Raw genomic sequence first — 19,447 nt, 5'->3', positions numbered from 1 at the left:
CCCGCGGGACCACCTCCCTTCATGCGGCATATATCCAGCTCAAGTGGCCCATAGAGGGAAATTTCATCTCTCGGGCATCCCTGACGCCGACCGGAGCACCATCGGCCCCAGACGCCTATGCGATCACTCTGGTTTACCTGGGACTCACAGTAAATGTCCGGAATTTGCTGACAAGACGGATCTGTCACCGACAGAATGCGGGGGCCATCCAGCGTCTAACCAACCGGAGGAACCGACATGCGCAGACCGCTAGGGGCGGCACTGCTCTGCCTCGGGAGTCTGGCGGCCATCAGCACGCCGATCGCCACGGCTCACGCCGCGTCCGCTCCGCAGGCCGAGTGCCGTGTGTACGCCGCCAAGCCGTACGTCACCGCGGCGGGACGGATCCAGGCCTCCGCCGCGCGGCTCGGCTGCGACGACACCGCCCTGGTCCGCATCCGCGTCAAGCGCGCCGTTCCCGGGGCCGACCCGATCGTGAAGAGCGCGTCCCGGAAGGGCACCAACGGACGGGTGACGGTGAGACTGCGCTGCGCTCCCGGCGTCTACTACGCCGTCGTCACCGACTACCGGGGAAACAGCGGCCGCTCCAAGCCCGTCAGGCTCGGCTGCTCCCCCACCGACACCCCGGCCCCCACCCCCGCGCCGACCACTACCACCACCCCCAGGCCGACCCCGACCCCGTCGGCCAGCGCCACCCCCACCAAGCCCACCCCCACCCCCAGCTCCACTCCCAGCTCCGCACCGGGATCCTCCCTGTCCGAGGAAGTGGTGCGCCTGACCAACGTCGAGCGGCAGAAGGGCGGCTGTGGCCCGCTCATCTCCGACCCGCAGCTGCGTTCGGCCGCGCAGGGCCACTCGGACGACATGGCGGCCAAGAACTACTTCAGCCACACCTCGCAGGACGGCCGTGACATGACCGCCCGGATCAAGGCGAGCGGGTTCAGCCCGATGCGCGCCTGGGCCGAGAACATCGCGATGGGCCAGCGCACCCCGGCCGACGTGGTCACCGCCTGGATGAACAGCTCCGGGCACCGGGCCAACATCATGAACTGCGCCTACACCCACCTCGGCGTGGGCGTGGCGAACAGCTCCCGGGGCATCTACTGGACCCAGAACTTCGCCAAGCACTAGGAATCAGGCACAACCGGACCGCGAGGCACCCGGTGTGAAACGGCCCGTGCCCCTGGTGACGAGTTCTCGTCACCAGGGGCACGGGCCGCTGCTTTCGGCTCGGCGCCGTCACATGAACGCCGTCACATGAACGCCGTCACCCGAACCTCTACTTGAGCCAGCTCATCATCGGGCGGAGCTTGGCGCCGGTCTTCTCGATCGGGTGCTCGGCCAGCTCGTCGCGGTAGGCGGTGAACTTCTTCTGGCCGCCGTCGAACTCGTCCACCAGCTCCTTGGTGAACTCGCCGGACTGGATCTCGGCGAGGATGCGCTGCATCTCCTTCTTCGTCTCCTGCGTCACGATGCGCGGGCCACGGGAGTAGCCGCCGTACTCGGCGGTGTCGGAGACCGACCAGTACATCTTGTGGATGCCGCCCTCGTACATCAGGTCGACGATCAGCTTCATCTCGTGCAGGCACTCGAAGTAGGCGACCTCGGGCTGGTAGCCCGCCTCGATCAGGGTCTCGAAACCGACCTTGATCAGCTCGGAGACGCCGCCGCACAGCACGGCCTGCTCACCGAACAGGTCGGTCTCGGTCTCCTCCTTGAAGGTCGTCTTCAGCGCGCCGGCGCGGGTGCCGCCGATGCCCTTGGCGTACGACAGGGCGAGGTCCAGGGCGTTGCCGCTCGCGTCCTTCTCGACCGCGACGAGACACGGCACGCCGCGGCCCGCCGTGTACTGGCGGCGTACGAGGTGGCCGGGGCCCTTGGGAGCGACCATGGCCACGTCCACGCCCTCGGGCGCCTCGATGAGGCCATAGCGGATGTTGAGGCCGTGCCCGAAGAAGAGCGCGTCGCCCTCGACGAGGTTCGGGGCCACGTGGTCGGCGTACAGGTGGCGCTGGATGTGGTCCGGCGCGAGGATCATGGTCAGGTCGGCCTCTTCGACGGCCTCCGAGGGAGTGAGCACGCGCAGGCCGTCGGCCTCCGCCTTCTCCTTGCTCTTGGAGCCCTCGGGCAGGCCGACCCGCACGTCCACGCCGGAGTCGCGCAGCGAGAGCGCGTGGGCGTGGCCCTGGCTGCCGTATCCCAGAACGGCGACGTGCCGGCCCTGGATGATCGACAGGTCGGCCTGGTCGTCGTAGAAGATCTCAGTCACTTGCTTAACCTTTCGGGTTTCTCGTACGCGTTACGCGGTCCGGTCCAGGGCCCGGAGAGAACGGTCGGTGATGGAACGGGCACCGCGGCCGATGGCCACCATGCCCGACTGGACGAGCTCCTTGATGCCGAACGGCTCCAGGACCTTGATGAAGGCCTGCAGCTTGTCCGGAGTGCCGGTGACCTCGATGGTCACCGCGTCGGAGGAAACGTCGACACAGCGTGCCCGGAACAGGTTGACCAGCTCCAGCACGCTGGACCTGTTGTCGGCGTCGGCCCGCACCTTGATCAGCGTGAGCTCGCGCTGCACCGACTGCGCCGGGTCGAGCTCCACGATCTTCAGCACGTTGACGAGCTTGTTGAGCTGCTTGGTGACCTGTTCCAGCGGCAGGTCGGCGACGTTGACCACGATGGTCATCCTGGAGATGTCCGCGTGCTCGGTCGGGCCGACCGCGAGCGAGTCGATGTTGAACCCCCTGCGGCTGAACAGCGCCGCGACGCGCGCGAGCACGCCGGGCTTGTTCTCCACCAGCACGGAGAGCGTGTGCCTGCTCATGCCTAGTCCTCGCTGTCCCAGACCGGCGCCATGTCGCGCGCGAACTTGATGTCATCGTTGCTGGTCCCGGCCGCGACCATCGGCCACACCATGGCGTCCTGGTGCACCACGAAGTCGACGACCACCGGCACGTCGTTGATCTCCATGGCCTTCTTGATCGTCGCGTCCACGTCCTCGGGGCGTTCGCACCGCAGCCCCACGCAACCGTAGGCCTCGGCGAGCTTGACGAAGTCGGGGATGCGGCGGACCGTCTGCAGGTCGGTGTTGGAGTAACGCTGGTTGTAGAACAGCGTCTGCCACTGCCGGACCATGCCAAGGTTACCGTTGTTGATGATCGCGACCTTGATCGGCACTCCCTCGATCGTGCAGGTGGCGAGCTCCTGGTTGGTCATCTGGAAGCAGCCGTCGCCGTCGATCGCCCACACCGTGGTGTCGGGGCGGCCCATCTTGGCCCCCATCGCCGCCGGGACGGCGAAGCCCATCGTGCCCGCGCCGCCGGAGTTGATGAACGTGCCGGGGTTCTCGTAGCCGATGAACTGCGCGGCCCACATCTGGTGCTGTCCGACACCCGCGGTGTAGATCGCGTCCGGGCCGACGAGCGCGCCCAGCCGCTCCATGACGTACTGCGGGGCGAGGGAGCCGTCCTCGAACTCGGTGTAGCCCAGCGGATAGGTCGCCTTGTAGGCGTTGAGCGCCGTCCACCAGTCGGCGTAGTCGCCCTTGCGCCCCTCACCGCGCACCGCGGCGATCAGGTCGGAGATGACCTCCTTGCAGTCGCCCACGATCGGGACGTCCGCGTGCCGGTTCTTGGAGATCTCCGCCGGGTCGATGTCCGCGTGGACGACCTTCGCGTGCGGCGCGAAGCTGGACAGCTGGCCGGTGACCCGGTCGTCGAAGCGGACACCGAGCCCGATGATCAGATCGGACCTCTGCAGCGCGCCGACCGCCGAGACCGAACCGTGCATACCGGGCATGCCCATGTGCTGCGGGTGGCTGTCGGGGAAGGTGCCCCGCGCCATCAGGGTGGTGACCACCGGGATGCCGGTCAGCTCGGCGAACTCCAGCAACTCCCCCGACGCCCCGGCCCGGTGCACGCCGCCGCCCACGTAGAGGACGGGCCGCCTCGCCTCGGCGATCAGCTTCGCCGCCTCGCGGATCTGCTTGGAGTGCGGCCGGGTCACCGGACGGTAGCCGGGCAGCTGCATCGCGACCGGCCACTCGAAGGTCATCTTCGCCTGGAGCGTGTCCTTGGCGATGTCGACCAGCACCGGCCCGGGACGCCCCGTCGAGGCGATGTGGAAGGCCTCCACGATCGTCCTGGGAATCTCGTTCGGGTCGATGACCAGGAAGTTGTGCTTCGTGATCGGCATGGTGATGCCGGAGATGTCGGCTTCCTGGAAGGCGTCCGTGCCGATGGCGGCGCTGGCCACCTGACCGGTGATCGCGACCATCGGGACCGAGTCCATGTAGGCGTCGGCGATCGGGGTGACCAGGTTGGTGGCGCCGGGGCCGCTCGTGGCCATGCACACCCCGACCTTGCCGGTGGCCTGCGCGTAGCCCTGAGCCGCATGCCCCGCACCCTGCTCGTGCCGTACGAGCACGTGCCGGACCTTGGTCGAGTCGTAGAGAGGATCGTAGGCGGGGAGAATCGCGCCGCCCGGGATCCCGAACACGGTGTCGACCCCGACGAGCTCCAGCGCCCTCACGAGGGCCTGGGCTCCTGTCATCTGTTCGGTCATCGGCTCGTTCCTTGTGGCTGAACATGCTTAATGGCATAAAAAATGCCCCATCCCGCCTGGTCGGCGGAGCTGGGGCGGCGCGCAGGTCGTAGTGATTCGCTATCGGCCCGCGCGCCGGCGAAGTACTACGAGAATCCCACGGTGAAGCTGCATGGCTCCACCATGGCCGACGGAGTACCCCCGCGTCAAATTCATGGGACACATATCTCAGAGTCCGAGATGCGAGGTCACGCGGGAGACCCGAGGCTGGAGAGGCTGGTGCGGATCAGCGAGTCGACGCCGCGCGCGGCCATCGGGCGCGCCACCAGGAACCCCTGGCCGCGGGTGCAGCCCATCTCGCGCAGCAACTCCAGCTGCTCGGGCCGCTCGATGCCCTCGGCGACCACGATCAGCCCCAGGTCGTGCCCCAGCCGCACGATCGTCCGGGTGAGCAGGGTGAGCGTCTCGTCACGGCCGAGCCCGGACACGAAGGACGGGTCGATCTTGATCATGTCGACCGGGAGCTGCCGCAGGAACGCCAGCGAGGCGTACCCGGTGCCGAAGTCGTCGATGGCGAGCCGGACGCCGAGGGCACGCAGCTCGGAGAGCCGGGTGATGGTCTCCTCCGCGTCCTCGACCAGCATCTCCTCGATGACCTCCAGGGTGAGCGCGCTGGGCGGCAGCTCGCTCTCGGCCAGGACCGCCTCGACGGTCTCCACGAAGCGCGGCGCCATGATCTGCCGGGCCGAGAGGTTCAGCGAGAGCCCGATCTCCCAGGAGGAGGCACGCCAGGCGGCCACCTCCCTGCAGGACTCGCGCAGGATCCACTCGCTCAGCGGCACGATCAGGCCGGTGTCCTCCGCCGGGCCGAGGAACTGCTCGGGCGGGACGAACTCGCCGCCCCGGCACCAGCGCACCAGCGCCTCGACGGCGGTGACGCGCGAGGTGGCCAGATCGACCACCGGCTGGTACTCGATCGCGAACTGGTTCTCCAGCAGCGCCCGCTGCAGGTCGGCGGCGAGCTCCAGGCGTCGTACCACGTCGGCGTGCATGTGCGCGGCGAACACCTCGACCCTGCGCCCGCCCAGCTCCTTCGCCCTCGCCATCGCCACGTCGGCGTTGCGGATCAGGTCGGCGGAGGAGACGTCCGCGGTGGAGAAGGCCACCCCGACGCTCGCGGTGAGCGCGACGTCGCGGTCGGCGACCCGGAACGGCTCGGACGAGACCGTACGGACCAGCAGCTCGGCCAGGTCGACCGCTGTCTGGGCGTCGACCGGCGCCTCGAGCAGCACCGCGAACTCGTCGCCGCCCCAGCGCGCCAGGGTGTCGTCGGCCCGTACGGCGGCGCGGAGCCTGCGGGCCGCCTGACCGAGCAGGTAGTCGCCGCTGGCGTGGCCGACCGAGTCGTTCACCGCGGTGAAGCCGTCCAGGTCCAGGAAGACCACGGCGACGTTGCTCGCGCCGGGACGGGCCAGCACCTCCCGGGTGCGCTCCTCGAAGTAGGCCCGGTTGGGCAGGCCGGTGATGCCGTCGTGGAAGGTGAGGTGGGCGACCTGGCTGCGCAGGGCCTCCTGGTCGCTGATGTCGCGGGTGGTGACGAGGAGCAGGTCGTCGCCGCGCACGTGCCGGGTCGCCACCGACTCGGCGGGCCGCCACGTCCCGTCGGAGGCCCGGACCCGGCAGGCGACCATGCAGGCGCCCGGCCCCTCCTCGGCCTCCTCCTCCAGGCTCATCGCGCTCAGCGCCGCCTGGATCCCCGGCACGTCCTCGGGGTGGATGTAGTCGAAGATCTTCCGGCCGACCAGGTCGTCAGGACGGTAGCCGTACGTGATCTCGACGCCCTCGCCGATCTCCCGCACCACGCCGTCGTAGCCGCACAGCATGACCACGTCCCCCGCGCTCTCCGCGAGGTCCCGCAGCTGCCGCTCGCCGAGATGCAGCAGGCTCCGCATCCGCCCGGTCTCCATCAGCATCACGAACAGGCGCACCACCAGGACGGCGACGATCGACGCGCACACCGAGGCGAGGACCGCCGGGGGGCCCTGCACCCCGCCGCTGATCACGCGCAGGAGCACGACGACGGTGGCCGCTCCCACGAGGAACAGCGGCACCGCCGCGATCAGCGAGGACGTGCTCTCCCTGACGAACGGCTCGTCGTCCCTGGGCGCGACAGACCGCGTCGCGGGCCCGCTCCACGGGACCGCGGCGAGCACCAGGAACGCGGCGGGGGCGAGCCACACCCAGGTCAGGGACGGTGTGTCGCCGTTCACCCGGGCCACCGCGGTGATCGTCTCGGAGGTCGCGATCGCGGCGAGCACGGCGAGCGCGGCGAGACCGACCGGCCAGGCCGAGCGCCGGATCGGCACCACGGCCGGGCCCACGACGCTGGCGAGGATCAGGCAGAACAGCGGCGAGGCGAAGGTGACCGCGGCGTCGCCCGCGTCACCGCCGGTGCCGTAGAGCGGACCCACCAGCGACACCCAGACGATCACCATGATGGCCGCGGCGCACACGTAGGAGTCGGCGAGGTCACGCAGCAGGGCGTGCCCCCGCGCGGGTCTGGCCGCCGACAGCGCGGTGCCGACAGCGAGCATCGCCGTACCGGCCAGGAGCACCAGGTCGGCGAAGGTCACCACGAAGGGTGTGCCTTCCGCGATCGGCCGTACCCCTACCCCGGCCAGCCAGGTGAGCGATCCTCCGGCCAGCCAGCGCCAGGCCAGCGCCCTGCGCCGGTCGGTGATTTTGGAGGCGGCGGCGAACAGCGAGCCCGCGGCCGCCGCGGCGGTGACGACGCCCGCCACCGCCTCGACGACCACGGCCGGAGCGCCGCTGACGAGCGCGGCAACGAGCCCCACCACGCCCGCGGCGGCGGCGGTCAGCGGTACCCGGGGGTCACGCCAGCGGATCAATGTCGTCTGCCCATCAATGTCGTTTGGTGTTTTTCGCTTTCGCAGCTTCCCTTGCTCGCTGCGCCCGCGCTGCCGGTGCGAGCGCGTCGTCCTTCGTCCTCGGCGCTCGTACCGGCACAGGGCCAGTGTGTGCCGTCCGACCCGCGCGGGTGGTGACAACGCCGTAGTCGTCACCGATCTGATAACCACGCGAGCAACGGTGATCGCTTTTACCGACGGTACGCACCGCAGGTCACGGGGCAGCCACGGCCCGGATTCCTTTGCCGGTCAGTACGAACCCGTGATCACATCTTTGAGCGGCTCCCTCGCGAGGTGACGCGACGGCTGGGAGCGAGGGCTTGCCACAGGGGCCCCACCCGTCAGTACGAACCCGTGATCACGTTTTTGAGCGGCTCCCCCGCAAGGTAACGCAACAGCTGGGAGCGCAGAAGCTTCAGCGTGCGCCGTACGGACGCCGGAGTGCTGCCCGCGACGTGCGGGGTGATGAGAACCCCCGGCGCCGTCCACAGCGGGTGGCCCTCCGGCAGCGGCTCGGGGTCGGTGACGTCGAGCGCGGCGAGGATCCGGCCCGCCCGCAGCTCGGCGACGAGCGCGTCCGTGTCGACCACCGTGCCTCTGGCCGCGTTCACCAGGAGGGCGCCGTCCCTCATCGCGGCCAGGAACCCGGCGTCCACCATGCCGGTGGTCTCGGGCGTCGAGGGGACGAGCAGCACCACCACGTCCGCCTCCGGCAGCAGCCCCGGCAGCTCGTCCAGGCCGTGCACACCGGCCCTGGCGGTCCTGGCCACCCGGACGACGTCGACCTCGAAGCCGTCGAGCCGCCGCTCCAGCGCCTCACCGATCGAGCCGTAGCCGACGATCAGGACCGTGGAGTCGGCCAGCACCCCGGTGTGGTGGTAGGTCCACTCGCCCTCGCGCTGCGCGTGGACGAACCCGGGAAACTCCCGCAGCACGGAGATCATGGCTCCCACCGCCCACTCGGCGGTGCCCGCGTCGTGCACCCCCCTGGCGTTGCACAGCGTCACCCCCTCCCGCACGTGCGGCCGGTAGGCGTCGACACCCGCGGTGACGGTCTGCAGCAGCCGCAGGCCGGTCATGCGGGCGAGCAGACCGGGAAGATCCGCCAGCGGCGTGAGCGGCGGGATCCAGACCTCGGCCTCCTCCACGCCCTCGGGCACCGGCTCCGTGCCGTCGTAGACGACGCACTCCACTTCCGGGAGATCACACAGGACATCGGCGATGGCTTTGGAAGGTACCCAGATCTTCATGTGCGCATTATCCAGCCGTACGGCCGGTGGCGCCGCCCCTCACGACCGCACCGTCCGGCCGTGCGGGACGCGCCGGCACCGTGATTATTCGGACACGCACTTCAGGTCGAGTTCGGGGCGGTAGACCGTGGTCTTCTTGACGCGCTTGATCTCCTTGCCGTCCTGCTTGAAGACGCGCCAGACATCGATCGTGAACCCGTTCTGGCCGACCATCGGGATGCAGGTGGGGCCGCTGTCGGTCTCGCTCTTGAACGGGGTGACGTTGTATCTCTCCGAGGAGATCGACTCGATCTCGTAACGCTTGGTGCTCCAGAAGGCGACGGTGACCCCGCTGTCGTTGTAGGAGGTCTTCACCAGCACCCCGTACGGCGAGTCGTTCTTCCAGCGGAAGTCGGGCTGGGGCCAGGAGACCGTGGACTCGCGTCCGGCCGGGTAGCGGGAGATGTAGAACTCGTGCGCCATGTGCTGGACGTCCTCGAGGCCGCCGAAGAACACCGCGTTGTACATGGTGGTGACGAACTGGGAGATGCCGCCGCCGACCGAGTCGACCAGCCTGCCGCCCTGGATCATGGGGGCGGGGACGAAGCCGCGTGCCGTGTCGCGCTGGCCGACGACGCCGTTGAGCGAGAAGGTCTCACCCGGCTTCACCAGGTGACCGTCCAGGAGCTTGGCGATCGTCCTGATGTTGGTGACCCGCGGCGGGCAGCAGGTGTAGGGGGTGGTGAACTGGCTGATCCGCTCCTTGATGCCGAGCTTGCGCGCGTCGGCGTCGGACATCCTCGGCTTGACGGTGGCGAGGAGGACCGGGATCGTCCGGTCGCCGTCACGGGCGACCATGTTCGCCACGTCGGTGGCGAGCCGCTCGTCGTCGACGCCCTTGCCCTTGCGTCCGGGCACCAGCTTCGGCTTTCCTCCGACGATCTGGAACGTGGGGTCGCGGGGGGCGAGGGCCGAGTCGATCAGGTCCCCCTCCACGGAGGCCACGGCGTTCTTGGCGTCGAACTTCGGGCTCATACCGCCGGAGCTGTCCGGTTCGAAGGACAGGTGGGCGGCGAGGGTCTCCACCGGCAGCTGGGTCTGCTTGCCGGCGAAGGTCAGCGTGACCGGCCCCGACAGCGCCTTCCGCGCACTGGCCGCGGCCTGCTTGACCGTCTCCGCCCCGGCCATCGGCTTGATCACCGAGACCGGGAGGCGGACCTCCTTCTCCGGGCCGAGGAAGGCCTTCGTGATCGCGGCGACCGCGGCCTCCCGCTCCAGCTCCCGGCCGTCGCGGGGCGTGACGACGACGGGCTTGACGCCTTCGAACGTGACCGAGCCCTCACGGACCTTGAGATCGACCTTCTTGGCCAGGCCGGCGACCGCGGCTCTCATCTTCTCAAGGTCGGAGGAGACCTTGGGCTCCAGGTCGGTGGTGCCGGTGAAGGCCCGCCAGACCTCGGCGGGGCTGGGAAAGCCGCTGGGCGCCTGGGCGATGGTGGCGACCACGTCGAACTCCAGGCCCGACTTCGCGGGGTCGAAGTCGTAACGCTTGCCCGCCGCCAGCAGGGTCATCTTCTCGCCGGCCTTGCCCGACAGACGGTCTCTGAGCTTGTCGGCCGCCTCGGTCGCGGTCAGGCCGCCGATGTCGATGCCCCGCACGGTGGTGCCCGGCAGCATCTTTCCGGACATGATGACGGCGGGCACCGCGTAGGCGAGCGCGACGACGAAGAGTACGGCGAAAACGATCAGGAAGAGCCTGCGGGCCCCGCGGCGACGCGGAGGCGGCTCCTCGTAGCGGAGCCCGTCCGGTTGCGGGAACCCGCCGTCGCCACCGGGGACGAGCGTCGGCTCGTCGCGCCGGAAGGGGCGTTCCGGAGTGGCCATCTGCCAGGGCTGCGGGGGCTGGGCCGCGGGGGGAAGCGTCGTCCCGCGGGACGGTGCGGACTGACCACCGGGGCCGGGCCTTCCTGCACCCGGAGATCCTCCGTGGCCGGTGGGGCCGAAGATGTCGGGCGAGACACCGGGGGGAAGGCGCGAACCCCCCTGGGGTTGGGCGGCCTGAGTGCCGGGAGCTCGTCGCGGGTCGCGGGCGCCCGGTGGTACGGGGCGTGAAGGAAGGGGCATTGCCTCAAAGGGGTCCGTCGGTGGGTCCACAGACGCTCCGGCGTTCCGCACGGCCTCCGCATCCTCCTGCTTCGCAGCTTCCACCTCCGGCAACCTTAAACCACATTGGTCAGCCTCCGCCCAAAATGAAATAACAAATCATCCTGTCCATCGGTAGCGATGCTCGGGTCTTCCCGCCGTGCCGTACTTCGGGCGGAGCTCCGCCTGGCCCACCGCGCACAGGTGTTCCAGATACCGGCGGGCGCTCACCCTGGACAGACCGGTCACCGTCGCCGTCTCGGTCGCCGACAGGTCGCCGCCGCTCTCCCTGAGCGCCTCGGCGACGAGGGAGCACGTGGTGCCCGACAGCCCTTTGGGCAGCGGTGGCGGAACCCCCCTGACCGCGCCGAAGAGCCTGTCGACCTCGTCCTGACGGGCCTCGTCCCCGAGGGTGGCGAGCCGTCTGCGGATCTCGGCGTACTGTTCGAGGCGCTCGGTCAGGGCGCGGGCGGTGAAGGGCTTGATCAGGTAGTTGACCGCGCCACCGCGCATCGCCGCCCGGACCGTGGTGACGTCGCGCGCGGCGGTGATCACCAGGATGTCCACCGGTTGCGCGGCCCCCCTGAGCTTCCTCAGGACGTCGAGTCCCGACATGTCCGGCAGGTAGATGTCGAGCAGCACCAGGTCGGGCCTGCGCGCCGCGGCCGAGGCGATCGCGGCGCCCCCGGTGTGGACGACACCGGCGACCGTGAAGCCCGGCGTCCTGGTGACGTAGCCGCCGTGGATCCTCGCCACCATGAAGTCGTCGTCCACAACCAGGACGCGGATGTCGCCCATGTGCGTGTCCCCGGTCAACTCGGCACCTTCCGTTCCGTGGAGGCGGATTCCCCCGCTCCTTCCGCGAGAGGCGGGGCGGGCGCCGGCCGCGCTCGATCGCCCCACCCACCGAGGGCTCCTTCCGCGGCGGGCGGGGCGGGCTCCCTGGTGGGAAGGAGCGCGGTGAAGACGGCGCCGCCCGCGTTGTGCGCCCGCACCCAGCCGCCCCGGCGTGCGCACGTCTGGCGGGTGAGGGCGAGGCCCAGGCCGCGCGGTCCCGCGTGGGCCGCCTTCGTGGTGAAGCCCTCCCTGAACACCTCGTGGACCAGGCCGGGGGTGATCCCGGGACCGGAGTCGCCGACCCGGACGCGCAGCCCGTCCGCCTCGGTACGGACCGAGACCTCCACCGTTCCGCCGGTCTCCTGCAGCGCGTCGAGGGCGTTGGCGACCAGGTTGCCGACGACCAGGACCGCGTCGTGCGGGTCGCCGAGCATGCCCTCCTCCACCCGGGAGTCGTCGGACAGCACCAGGGTGGCGCCCCGCTCGGCCGCCTCGGCCGACTTGGCCAGCAGCAGGGCGGCCAGCGTCGGGTCGGCGACCTTCTCCCTGATGCCCGAGGCGTGCCTGCTGTAGGCCTCGGTGGTCTGGGTGATGTAGCTGACGGCCGTCTCGTACTCGCCGAGTTCCAGCAGGCCGACCACGGTGTGCATCCGGTTGGCGAACTCGTGGGCCTGCGCGCGCAGCGCGCCGGTCGTGGTGCTGGCCCGGTCGAGCTCGCGGGTCAGGCGCACCAGTTCGGTACGGTCCCGCAGGGTGACCACCCAGCCGCTCTGCAGTTCCCGTACCGCCACCGGGGTCCGGTTGAGTACGAGCACCCGGTCTCGGTGGAGCACCACCCTGTCGTCGCCGGGGTCCACCCCGTCGAGCACGTCCCGCATCCGGTCGGACAGGGGCATCTCCCGCAGGCTCCGGCCGACGTCGTGCCGGGAGAGGCCGAGCAGTTCGCGCGCCGCGTCGTTGACGAGCGTGACCCTTCCCTGGAGGTCGAGGGCGAGCACCCCCTCCTTGACGCCGTGCAACACGCCCTCGCGCTGTTCGAGCAGGGCAGCGATCTCTCCCGGTTCCAGGCCGAACGTCTGGCGGCGTACCCGCCGGACGATCAGCGCGGCGGCGCCCGACCCGGCGACGAGGACGGCGAGGACCGTCCACAGCAGCGGCGGGAGCGCCTCGCCGAGCTGGTCGGCGAGACGCTCCTCCAGGATCCCGACCGAGGCCAGGCCGATGACCCGCCCCGAGGAGTCGAAGATCGGGGCCTTGCCGCGTACCGAGCGGCCGAGGGTGCCCGTCTGGACGCCGGTCCAGCGCCGCCCGTTCGTGAGGATCTCCGAGCCGTCGGTGGACAGCCTCTTGCCGATCAGGCTCGGGTTGGGGTGGGCGTAGCGGATCTGGTCGCGGTTCGCGATCACCACGTAGTCGGCGCCGGTCGCCGCCTGCACCCCGAGCGCGATCGGCTGCAGGCTCAGCTCGGGTCTGGGCAGGGCGAACGCCTCGCGCACCTGGGGAAGCCCGGCCACCGACTCGGCGATCGCCAGGGCACGCTGCTGGTACTGACGGTCCAGCAGGGCGCGGGTGTGCTCCATCCAGACACCCGCCGTGCCGGCGACCGCGAGGAACACGATGACGGTCTGCAGCACGAAGAGCTGGGTGCCGAGCGAGGCGTCGAGTAAGCGTCGCACGAGTTGACTCCTGGTCGGAGACCTCGATGAAAGCAGTCCGAGATAACGGCGCGGTCGAGGACGTGTGACCAATACGACCGATACGACGGCAACCACGCAAAGCATCGACAGGCTGCCCTCCTGAGGTCAGCATCCTCACCACGCTTTATTGACGTTTGTTTGGAGCTGACCATGCGACTTCGGAGACTGGCCGCCCTCGCGGTGCTGTCCCTCGCCGCCCTCACCGCCTGCGGTTCCGATGGTGGCTCGGGAACGAGCGCGCTGAGAATCATGGCTCCGGCCTCACCCGGAGGCGGCTGGGACCAGACCTCCCGCGTCGCCGGCGAGGCGCTCAAGACCGCCGAGCCGTCGCGCAAGATCGAGGTCTACAACGTGCCCGGCGCGGGCGGCACCATCGGCCTGGCCCAGCTCGCGGGCGAGAAGGGCAACGGTGACCTGCTGATGACCATGGGCCTGGTCATGGTCGGCGCGATCGAGCAGAACAAGTCGAAGGTCACCCTCGCCGACACCACGCCGATCGCGAAGCTCACCGAGGAGTACGAGATCGTCGTGGTCCCCGCGGGGTCGCCGTACAAGACGCTCGGCGAGCTGGTGACGGCGTGGAAGGCGGATCCGACGAAGATCGCCATCGCGGGCGGCTCCGCCGGGGGCACCGACCACATCGTGGCGGGCCTGATGGCCAAGGCCGCGGGCATCGACCCCAGGCAGGTCAACTACATCGCCCACTCCGGCGGCGGCGAGGCGCTCAACGCGCTGCTCGGCGAGAAGGTCGCTATGGGGATCTCCGGCATCGGCGAGTTCGCCGAGCACGTGAAGTCCGGCAAGCTGCGCGCTCTCGGCGTCAGCTCTCCGGCGCGGCTCGGCAACGTCGACGCGCCCACTCTCAAGGAGGGGGGTCTGGACGTGGAGCTGGCCAACTGGCGGGGCTTCGTCGCGCCCGGCGGGCTGGACGACGAGGCGAAGAAGAGCCTCACCGACCTGGTCACCAAGATGCACGAGTCCTCCGCGTGGAAGGAGGCGGTGCTCAAGAACGGGTGGGCCGACGTCTTCCAGACCGGTCAGCCGTTCGCCGACTTCCTCGCGGCCGAGCAGACCAAGGTCAAGGGCATCATCGCGGAGATGGGCCTCGTCTCCTGATGCCTCCCGTGGAAGACCCGTCCGGCCGTACCGGCACCGGCGCGACCGGTGCCGGTACGGCCGGCACCGGACCCGAACCGGCCGCCGTCACCCGCGTGGGCGACGGCGGCGCCGATCCCGCCCTGGATTCCGGCTCGGGTTCCGGCTCGGGTTCCGGCCCCGATCCCACCCTGGATTCCGGCTCGCCTTCGGGAGGCGGGGTGGCGACCGCGGCCGGGTGGTCGTGGCGGCGGCCCGAGCTGGGGCTGGCGGTGCTGGTCCTCGCGCTGGGAGCGTTCGTGATCGTCGGTACCGCCGACGTCACCGCCGCGGGCTCCGTCCTCGGTCTCGGCCCCCGGTTCTTCCCCGCCCTCGTCGGGGGGGCGATGCTGCTGATCGGGCTGTTCTACGTGATCGACGTGCTCAGGGGAGGTCACGGCGACCCCGAGGACGCCGAGGACAGCGAGGACGCGGACTCGGCCGCGCGGGCGGACTGGCGTACGGTCGCGCTGGTCAGCGTGATCTTCCTGGCCTTCACCGGGCTGCTCGACCTGCTCGGCTGGATCATCGCGGGTGCGCTGCTCTTCTTCGGCCTGTCCGTGACCCTCGGGGCGACCCGGCGGCTGCGCGCGGGGGTCGTCGCGATCCTGGTGTCCTTCCTCACCTACCTGCTGTTCGTCAAGGGCCTCAGCGTGACGCTGCCGGCCGGGCTGCTGTCCGGGGTGATCTGAGTGGACTCCCTGCGGCTGTTGCTGGACGGCTTCGTGACCGCGCTCACCCCGGTGAACCTGCTCTACGCGCTGGTGGGCGTCACGCTGGGCACGCTGGTGGGCGTGCTGCCCGGCATCGGCCCGGCCATGACCGTGGCGCTGCTGCTGCCGATCACGTTCACCGTCCCTCCGGAGAGCGCGTTCATCATGTTCGCCGGGATCTACTACGGCGGCATGTACGGCGGGTCGACCACCTCGATCCTGCTCAACACGCCCGGCGAGAGCTCCTCGATGATCACCGCCCTTGAGGGCAACAAGATGGCCAAACGCGGCCGGGCGTCCCAGGCGCTGGCGACGGCCGCGATCGGCTCGTTCGTCGCGGGCACCATCGCCACCACGCTGCTGGTCGTCGCGGCGCCTCTGGTGGTGGACTTCGCGATCTCCTTCGGCCCCGAGGACTACTTCGCGCTCGCCGTCCTCGCCTTCACCGCGGTGTCGTCGGTGCTGTCCCGCTCCGTCGTACGAGGGCTCGCCTCGCTCGGCCTCGGCCTGGTCGTCGGGCTCATCGGCATCGACCAGCAGACCGGGCAGGCCAGGCTCACCCTGGGCGTCCCCCAGCTGCTCGACGGCATCGACGTGGTGATCGTCGCGGTCGGGCTCTTCGCCATGGGCGAGGTGCTCTACGTCGCCTCGCGGCTGCGGCACGACCGGCCGGAGGTGATCCCGGTCGGCCGGGCGTTCCTCGGCCGCTCCGACTGGTCGCGTTCCTGGCGGCCGTGGCTGCGCGGCACCGCGCTCGGCTTCCCGTTCGGCGCGCTGCCCGGCGGCGGCGCGGAGATCCCCACGTTCCTGTCGTACTCGGTGGAGAAGCGGCTGGCGCGCGGGGTCGCCCGCGAGGAGTACGGCAAGGGCGCGATCGAGGGGGTCGCCGGTCCCGAGGCCGCGAACAACGCCTCGGCGGCGGGCACGCTCGTCCCACTGCTCACGCTGGGCCTGCCCACCTCGGCGACGGCCGCGATCCTGCTCGCGGCCTTCCAGCAGTACGGGCTGCAGCCGGGCCCTCAGCTGTTCGACCACAACCCGGCGCTGGTCTGGGGCATGATCGCCTCACTGTTCGTGGGCAACACCATGCTGCTGGTGCTCAACCTGCCGCTCGCCCCGCTCTGGGCGCGGGTGCTGCAGATCCCCCGGCCCTACCTCTACTCGGGGATCGTGCTGTTCGCGGCGCTCGGCGTCTACGCGCTGAACTCCTCCTGGGTGGAGTTGGTCATCCTCTACATCCTGGGCATGCTCGGTTTCGCGATGCGCCGCTTCGGCCTGCCGGTGGCCCCGGCGGTGATCGGCCTGATCCTGGGCCCGATGGCCGAGATCCAGCTCCGCCGGGCCCTCGCGATCGGCGCGGGTGACGTGACGGTCCTGGTCAGGAGCCCGATCGCGGCGACGCTGCTGGTCATCTCGCTTCTGGCGTTGTTCACGCCCCTCGTCAGGAAGGTGGCCGCCCGCCGCGGCGCCTGACCGGAACCGGCCGCACCGGGTGCGGCACACGCGGGCACGGACGGAGGTCCGTGCCCGTTTCCGTTCCGGCCCCCGTTCTCCCGTCTGTCGCGCGGGCGTACGCTCCGTCTCCGCCCGGAGCGTACGCCCGCGCGGACCGTCGGAAGGCGTCCGGGCGCTCAGGGGGTGAAGGCGGCCAGCAGGTCGTCCAGCCCCGCCTTGACGCGCTCGACCGTCACCCCGTGCTCGCGCAGGCGGTGGGCGAGCAGCGGCGCGGCGAGCGGGGCGAGCAGGGCGTCGGCGAGGACGTAGGCGTCGGAGCCGGGGCCGGCCTGGGTGACGAGCATCGACAGGTGGGCGTGGTATGCCTCGTAGGCGCCCCCGAAGCGGGCGAACGGTGTCGCCGTCTCGGCCATCACCAGCAGGTCCAGCTGTTCCACCGTCCTGTCGGCGAGGGCGTGCAGGAAGCCGCGGATGCGGGCGGGCGCGTCGGCCCCTGGCCCCAGCGGCGGCGGTCCCTCGATGAAGGCCGCCTGGAACTCGCGTTCCCGTTCGTCGATGAGCGCGTACGCCAGCCCTGAGCGGTCGCCGAACCTGCGGTACAGCGTGCCGACCCCGACCCCCGCGGCGGCGGCGACCTCCGCCATCGACAGCCCGTCGACGCCGTGATCGGCGACGATGCCGGCGGCCGCGGCGAGGATCTTCGCCCGGTTGCGCGCCGCGTCGACCCGTTCGCGGCGGGGATTCGTGACGACGTCCACGATCACAGGCTACTGGAGGGTTGTAAGCGGAATCAGTTCCGCTTTATGGTTAAGCGGAACTGATTCCGTTTAAGGAGCACACCATGACATGCAGGGTCGCCCTCGTCACCGGGGGAAGCCGTGGGATCGGCTCCGCCATCGCCGCACGCCTCGCCACGGAGGGCACCGACGTGGCGATCACGTACGCGCGTTCGGCGGAGCGGGCGGCGGCGGTCGTCAAGGAGATCGAGGCCGCCGGCGCCCGCGGGCTCGCCGTGGCGGCGGAGGCCACCGACGCGGACGCGCTCGTCGCCGCGGTCGAACGGACCGTCACCGAGTTCGGGCGGATCGACATCGTGGTGAGCAATGCCGGCATCGCCCCGTTCGGACCCCTGGAGGAGGTGACGCTCGCCGAGGTCGACCGCACCCTCGCGATCCACTCGCGCGCCTCGTTCGTGCTGGCCCAGGCCGCCGCCCGGCACATGGGCGCGGGCGGCCGGATCATCTGCATCGGCAGCAGCCTCGCCGAACGCGTGCCGTACCCGGGGTGGACCCTTTACGCGATGAGCAAGTCCGCGCTGGTCGGCCTGACGAAGGGTCTCGCCAGGGACCTCGGCCCGCGGGGCATCACGGCCAACCTCGTCCAACCCGGCTCGACCGACACCGAGATGAACCCCGCCGACGCCCCCGAGGCGGAGGAGGAACGGCGCCTCACCGCCCTGGACCGCTACTGCGACCCCGGTGACATCGCCGCCACCGTCGCGCACCTGGCCGGAGAGGGTGGCAGGAACATCACCGGCGCCACCATCACCGTCGACGCGGGCACCACGGCCTGACCGGGCCCGCGCCGGGCCTGCGCCGGGGAAGACGACGGGTCCGTGACGGGAAAACGGGAAACGGCCGCCCGGTTGTGGGGAGCCGGGCGGCCGGGTCTTGTCCGGGAAAGTTCGGGGAAAAGGCTATTCCCGCAGGGTGTCGACGGCCGGTCCGTTGAATTTCAAGCCGTCCTCCCTCGCCAGATAGCTGCACGAAACCCATCCCGTGGTGCCGGAGGGCAATCCCGAGGCCGACCTGGCGCCCAGCCGGAAGTTACACCAGCCGCCCGTCGAGTTCGGGTTGAGAATCTGCCCGTAATCGCCGTAGTAGAGATAGCCGATGACCGTTGAGCCTCCCGCGCTCGATCGCAGGCGCACCCCGTCCGCCACCACCACCGCGTCCACGCCCGGGGCCGCCGACAGGACGAAAGCGCTCCTCACCGGGTCCGCATGAGCGGGAACGGCCGCAACGGCCATCCCCGCGGCGGCCGTCAACGTCGCGGCGGCGAATGCCAGAAGCTTTTTCATTGGACGTTCTTCCGATCGTGAGGTCAGGTCATGCCGGAGTTAAAGGTGAGACTGCAGTGATTACTGTGCAAGCCATCAAGAATTTCGTCAACACCTGTTCAGTTTCAGAAATGTGAATTACCACATAAAAGAGGCCCTTCCGATTAAGGGCACGCAGGCGACCGGAAGGATCCTCGACATCCGTCACCGGGCCGGTCCCGCCGACGGTCCAGGTCGCGTCGCAGGCCTCGCTCCGGGCGGCCACGGCGCCCGGCCCCTCGCGCTCCCAAGCGGAACACAAGTGGTCCACAAGTGATCGTTCCTAGGTTCCTCCGTAGAACCGGGGGCCGAAAGCGGCAACCCGGTGACCGGTTCTCGACACCGAGGCCGGAGGACCAGCCGGGGTCGCGACGACGCGGCCGAGAGGAATGATCATGTCGAAGATCACGATTGACGACCTGCCCTTCGAGGGTGCCGAGCTCGCCGAGGCCGAGCTGGGCGAGGTGTCCGGCGGCAAGTGGTCGGTCAGCGCGTGGAAGAAGGACCTGCCGTGCGAGTGGTGGCAGTACTAGTCCGCGGATCCAGCGGCTGATCGGGCCGGCCCACCGACGGGACCTTCCCCCCGGTGAGGCGGGCCGGACCCTTCGGCGGACGGGCGCATCGGACGAACACGGCGCGGTGGGACGGGAGACCCGTTCCGCCGCGCCTTCGA

At 70.2% G+C, this 19,447-nt stretch carries 15 protein-coding genes and 1 pseudogene; 6 read left to right on the top strand and 10 right to left on the bottom strand.

Annotated elements, in window-relative coordinates; genetic code table 11:
* The first annotated feature begins 237 nt into the window (after positions 1 to 237).
* Positions 238 to 1,131, top strand: coding sequence for a CAP domain-containing protein (locus ACFY3V_RS27145; protein ID WP_362899444.1), 894 nt, complete (start codon positions 238 to 240; stop codon positions 1,129 to 1,131).
* Between the two features lie 148 nt (positions 1,132 to 1,279).
* Here ACFY3V_RS27145 and ilvC read toward each other — a convergent pair whose 3' ends face one another.
* From ilvC to ACFY3V_RS27105, 8 genes and pseudogenes are all read right to left on the bottom strand, one after another.
* Positions 1,280 to 2,260, bottom strand: a complete 981-nt coding sequence (gene ilvC / locus ACFY3V_RS27140; protein ID WP_362899664.1) for a ketol-acid reductoisomerase — start codon at positions 2,258 to 2,260, stop codon at positions 1,280 to 1,282.
* Between the two features lie 39 nt (positions 2,261 to 2,299).
* Positions 2,300 to 2,824 carry an acetolactate synthase small subunit gene (gene ilvN / locus ACFY3V_RS27135; protein WP_350947623.1) on the bottom strand — a complete coding sequence of 175 codons (525 nt, stop codon included), beginning with the start codon at positions 2,822 to 2,824 and terminating at the stop codon, positions 2,300 to 2,302.
* Positions 2,825 to 2,826: 2 nt separating this feature from the next.
* Positions 2,827 to 4,566, bottom strand: a pseudogene (locus tag ACFY3V_RS27130) (acetolactate synthase large subunit); the annotation flags it as partial.
* Positions 4,567 to 4,790: 224 nt separating this feature from the next.
* A complete protein-coding gene (locus ACFY3V_RS27125; protein WP_389777368.1) occupies positions 4,791 to 7,451 on the bottom strand; it encodes a putative bifunctional diguanylate cyclase/phosphodiesterase in 2,661 nt (886 codons plus the stop codon).
* A 359-nt stretch (positions 7,452 to 7,810) separates the two neighbouring features.
* Positions 7,811 to 8,719, bottom strand: coding sequence for a 2-hydroxyacid dehydrogenase (locus ACFY3V_RS27120; RefSeq protein WP_389777365.1), 909 nt, complete (start codon positions 8,717 to 8,719; stop codon positions 7,811 to 7,813).
* A gap of 84 nt (positions 8,720 to 8,803) precedes the next feature.
* Complete coding sequence (locus ACFY3V_RS27115) at positions 8,804 to 10,582, bottom strand: VanW family protein (RefSeq protein WP_389777362.1); 1,779 nt, start codon at positions 10,580 to 10,582, stop codon at positions 8,804 to 8,806.
* Positions 10,583 to 10,960: 378 nt separating this feature from the next.
* Positions 10,961 to 11,638 carry a response regulator gene (locus ACFY3V_RS27110; RefSeq protein WP_350947648.1) on the bottom strand — a complete coding sequence of 226 codons (678 nt, stop codon included), beginning with the start codon at positions 11,636 to 11,638 and terminating at the stop codon, positions 10,961 to 10,963.
* A 14-nt stretch (positions 11,639 to 11,652) separates the two neighbouring features.
* A complete protein-coding gene (locus ACFY3V_RS27105; protein ID WP_389777359.1) occupies positions 11,653 to 13,353 on the bottom strand; it encodes an ATP-binding protein in 1,701 nt (566 codons plus the stop codon).
* A 171-nt stretch (positions 13,354 to 13,524) separates the two neighbouring features.
* On the opposite strand from ACFY3V_RS27105, the gene ACFY3V_RS27100 reads away from it, so the two are divergent.
* The 3 genes from ACFY3V_RS27100 to ACFY3V_RS27090 are packed head-to-tail and all read left to right on the top strand — an operon-like array spanning position 13,525 to position 16,694.
* On the top strand, positions 13,525 to 14,490 hold the full coding sequence (locus ACFY3V_RS27100) for a tripartite tricarboxylate transporter substrate binding protein (protein WP_362899433.1): 966 nt from the start codon (positions 13,525 to 13,527) through the stop codon (positions 14,488 to 14,490).
* Entirely contained in the window at positions 14,490 to 15,200 is a 711-nt protein-coding gene (locus ACFY3V_RS27095; protein WP_389777356.1) for a tripartite tricarboxylate transporter TctB family protein, read from the top strand. The genes ACFY3V_RS27100 and ACFY3V_RS27095 overlap by 1 nt, the downstream gene beginning before the upstream one ends.
* Complete coding sequence (locus ACFY3V_RS27090) at positions 15,201 to 16,694, top strand: tripartite tricarboxylate transporter permease (RefSeq protein WP_389777353.1); 1,494 nt, start codon at positions 15,201 to 15,203, stop codon at positions 16,692 to 16,694.
* 158 nt (positions 16,695 to 16,852) lie between these two features.
* Here ACFY3V_RS27090 and ACFY3V_RS27085 read toward each other — a convergent pair whose 3' ends face one another.
* On the bottom strand, positions 16,853 to 17,434 hold the full coding sequence (locus ACFY3V_RS27085; protein WP_389777350.1) for a TetR/AcrR family transcriptional regulator: 582 nt from the start codon (positions 17,432 to 17,434) through the stop codon (positions 16,853 to 16,855).
* A gap of 83 nt (positions 17,435 to 17,517) precedes the next feature.
* Here ACFY3V_RS27085 and ACFY3V_RS27080 point away from each other — a divergent pair, with 83 nt between their 5' ends.
* A complete protein-coding gene (locus tag ACFY3V_RS27080; protein WP_389777347.1) occupies positions 17,518 to 18,249 on the top strand; it encodes an SDR family NAD(P)-dependent oxidoreductase in 732 nt (243 codons plus the stop codon).
* A gap of 123 nt (positions 18,250 to 18,372) precedes the next feature.
* Here the strand turns inward: ACFY3V_RS27080 and ACFY3V_RS27075 are convergent, their stop codons facing one another.
* On the bottom strand, positions 18,373 to 18,756 hold the full coding sequence (locus ACFY3V_RS27075; RefSeq protein ID WP_350947615.1) for an SH3 domain-containing protein: 384 nt from the start codon (positions 18,754 to 18,756) through the stop codon (positions 18,373 to 18,375).
* A 413-nt stretch (positions 18,757 to 19,169) separates the two neighbouring features.
* On the opposite strand from ACFY3V_RS27075, the gene ACFY3V_RS27070 reads away from it, so the two are divergent.
* Positions 19,170 to 19,307, top strand: coding sequence for a putative ATP-grasp target RiPP (locus ACFY3V_RS27070; protein WP_350947614.1), 138 nt, complete (start codon positions 19,170 to 19,172; stop codon positions 19,305 to 19,307).
* Positions 19,308 to 19,447 lie beyond the last annotated feature (140 nt).

Origin of the sequence: Streptosporangium sp. NPDC000095, from assembly GCF_042899335.1 — a bacterium.
In the GTDB taxonomy this organism is placed as follows: Bacteria; Actinomycetota; Actinomycetes; order Streptosporangiales; family Streptosporangiaceae; genus Streptosporangium.
The sequence above is the reverse complement of the archived record's forward strand: the minus strand, read 5'-3'. Positions and strand labels throughout refer to the sequence as shown.